Annotated in this window: 2 protein-coding genes; one reads left to right on the forward strand and one right to left on the reverse strand. The window is 66.0% G+C overall.

What is annotated here, in order from left to right:
- On the forward strand, positions 1 to 1,416 hold a 1,416-nt coding region (locus tag AC1P6P_RS09245), incomplete at its 5' end, for a response regulator (protein ID WP_481402153.1).
- A 219-nt stretch (positions 1,417 to 1,635) separates the two neighbouring features.
- On the opposite strand, the gene AC1P6P_RS09250 is transcribed toward AC1P6P_RS09245, so the two are convergent.
- Positions 1,636 to 2,412 (reverse strand): PEPxxWA-CTERM sorting domain-containing protein, encoded by a 777-nt coding sequence (locus AC1P6P_RS09250; protein ID WP_481402154.1) that lies wholly within the window; start codon positions 2,410 to 2,412, stop codon positions 1,636 to 1,638.
- Positions 2,413 to 2,652 lie beyond the last annotated feature (240 nt).

Raw genomic sequence — 2,652 nt, forward strand, 5'->3', positions numbered from 1 at the left:
GTGCGCCGCTTCGGCCAGGGCTCGGGCAGCGCCGGCGACATTGCGGTGCGGCTCGTCGCCCAGCCCGACGAGCCGGTCGCGCTCAGCCTCGCCTCGGTGCGCGGGCTGGGGGAGGCGACCGTGCTGCTCAGCCTTGCCGACACCAGCGAGGAAACCCGGCTCAAGCGCCAGGTCGCGCAGGCCACCAAGATGCAGGCGGTCGGCCAGCTTGCCGGCGGGGTCGCGCACGATTTCAACAACGTGCTGACCGCGATCATCGGGACTTGCGACCTCATGCTGCTGCGCCACATGCCGGGGGACAGCGACTACGACGACATCCAGCAGATCCGCGCCAGCTCGAACCGCGCCGCCTCGCTCACCCGCCACCTGCTCGCGTTCTCGCGCCAGCAGACGCTGCGCCCGGAAGTGCTGCAACTGCCCGATGTCGTCTCCGAAGTCTCGCAGATGCTCAAGCGGCTGATCGGCGAGAAGATCGCGCTCGAAGTCACGCACGACCGCGATCTCGGCCCGGTCCGCGCCGACCCGACCCAGCTTGAGCAGGTGATCGTCAACCTCGCGGTCAATGCCCGCGACGCGATCCAGGACACCGGCCAGAAGGCGGGCGCCAAGCCCGGACTCGCCGCGCGCCCCGGCGGCGACGGCAGCGGCCGGGTCCGCATCTCGACCCGCCGCGTCACCGCCGCCGACGTGCGCGCGATGCGCAGCGACATCCTGCCGATCGCCGACTATACCGCGCTGGTGGTCGAGGACACCGGCGGCGGCATCCCGGATGAAGTGCTGCCCAAGATCTTCGAGCCGTTCTACACCACCAAGGAAATGGGCAAGGGCACCGGCCTCGGCCTTTCCACCGTCTACGGCATCGTCAAGCAATCGGGCGGCTTCATCTTCGCCGACAACATCGCCCACAAGCCGCGTAACGCCACTGACAAGCCCGAGCGCGGCGCCCGTTTCAGCATCTACCTGCCGGTCCACCAGGCCACGCCCGGCGAAGCGAAGCCGCCCCGCAAGCCCGCCGAGGCGCCCACGCAATGGGCCGGCGGCGGCACCATCCTGCTGGTCGAGGACGAGGATTCGGTGCGCATGGTCGCCGAACGCGCGCTCACCCGCGCCGGCTACACCGTCACCTTGGCCCGCGACGGCGAGGAAGGCCTCGACCGCCTTGCCGAGCGCCTCGAAAGCGGCGAACCGCTGTTCGACCTGGTGCTCAGCGACGTGGTCATGCCCGGCATGGACGGCCCGGCCATGGTCCGCGCCATCCGTCAGCGCGCGCCCGCGCTGCCGGTGCTGTTCATGTCCGGCCACGCCGAGGAACAACTCCGCCGCGAAATCGACATCGCCGACGCGCAGTTCCTCGGCAAGCCGTTCTCGGTCCAGCAGATCTGCGACAAGGTGGCCTCCGTCCTCGCCACCCGCTGATCCTCCCCGCAGGCGGGGAGGGGGACCGCCCGCGGCATCGCCTGTCACCACTCAATCAGCGTGTGTCATTGGCGGGGTGCAGTCCACCACACTTGTCGTCGTAATTTCGCTTAATTTCGCACCGCAATTTCGATTTTCCGAACACCTCGGCGCGGATCACGCACGCGAAAACACCGCCGACCTTCCGGCCGGCGGTGTTTCGTTGCGCTTTGCGCGCGATCAGGCGTGAGCGAGCTTGCCCGCGCCCACGATCTTGCGACGCAACGCCGCGCCGACCATACCGAACCCCATGAGCATCAACGCCCAGGTCGAAGGCTCGGGAACCGCGCTCGGCACTGAACCGGCCGCGAGCTTCAGCTCGTTGGCGAACAGTTGCGAGCCTCCGGTCGACTGGTAGTATGGCGCCGTCTGGCCGCCCAGGTACAAGCCGTTGCCGACCGTTCCGAATACGCAGCCCGCCGAACCGGTGACATAGCAAGTGGTCACACCACTGGCCACATCGTGCGAGAACCAATCACCCGTCCAGGAATTTCCGGCGCCAAGGCCACCAAGCCCGGCCGCGATCCCGTCCGCCGTGAGTGCGCCGGTCGAGCTGTAACCCGCGGTGAGGCTCGTGCCGAAGCCCGTATTGAGGTCGGGTTGGTCCCACCGAGCCGCGTTGATCAGAACGTGGCCACCGCTGGCGACGTAGCTGGTGATCGTAGACAGGTTCGCCGAGACAAAGGCGTTGAATTCGGCTGAGATCCCGTCACCACCATCGATGTAGATCAGGCTCTGCGGCGACGAGAAGACCGAGGTGGAAAAGCCGTTGACCTTGGTCCAGTTCCCCACGCCGAAAGCGAGGTCCATCGACGTGTCTTCCGTCGTCTGAGACCACGGATTTGAGCTGCCGGTCATGTATGTGTAGTTCGAAGCCGACGCCGGGCTCGCTGCCGCGGCAACCGCCAGCGCGGCAACCGCCACGATCTTGCGGACAACAGTTTTCTTGATGCTCACTCTACTAATGCTCCTCTGTGCGTGCAGCGATCGGAAATGCCATGAAGGCATCCGGCCTCTCCCGGCCGGTGGGTTGCTTGCGCCGAGTCACCTTATGCAATCGTTGTGCCAACAAATAAAACACTGTAAATATGTGATAACATATTGTCGAAAGAATGACTGTAAGCCACAGCGACAGCGGATTGCCCTGGGGCCTTGTAAAGGATTGCGGAGACAGGGTGCGAAAACCCCCGCTCGATG

It is taken from the genome of Rhizomicrobium sp. (genome assembly GCF_056722145.1).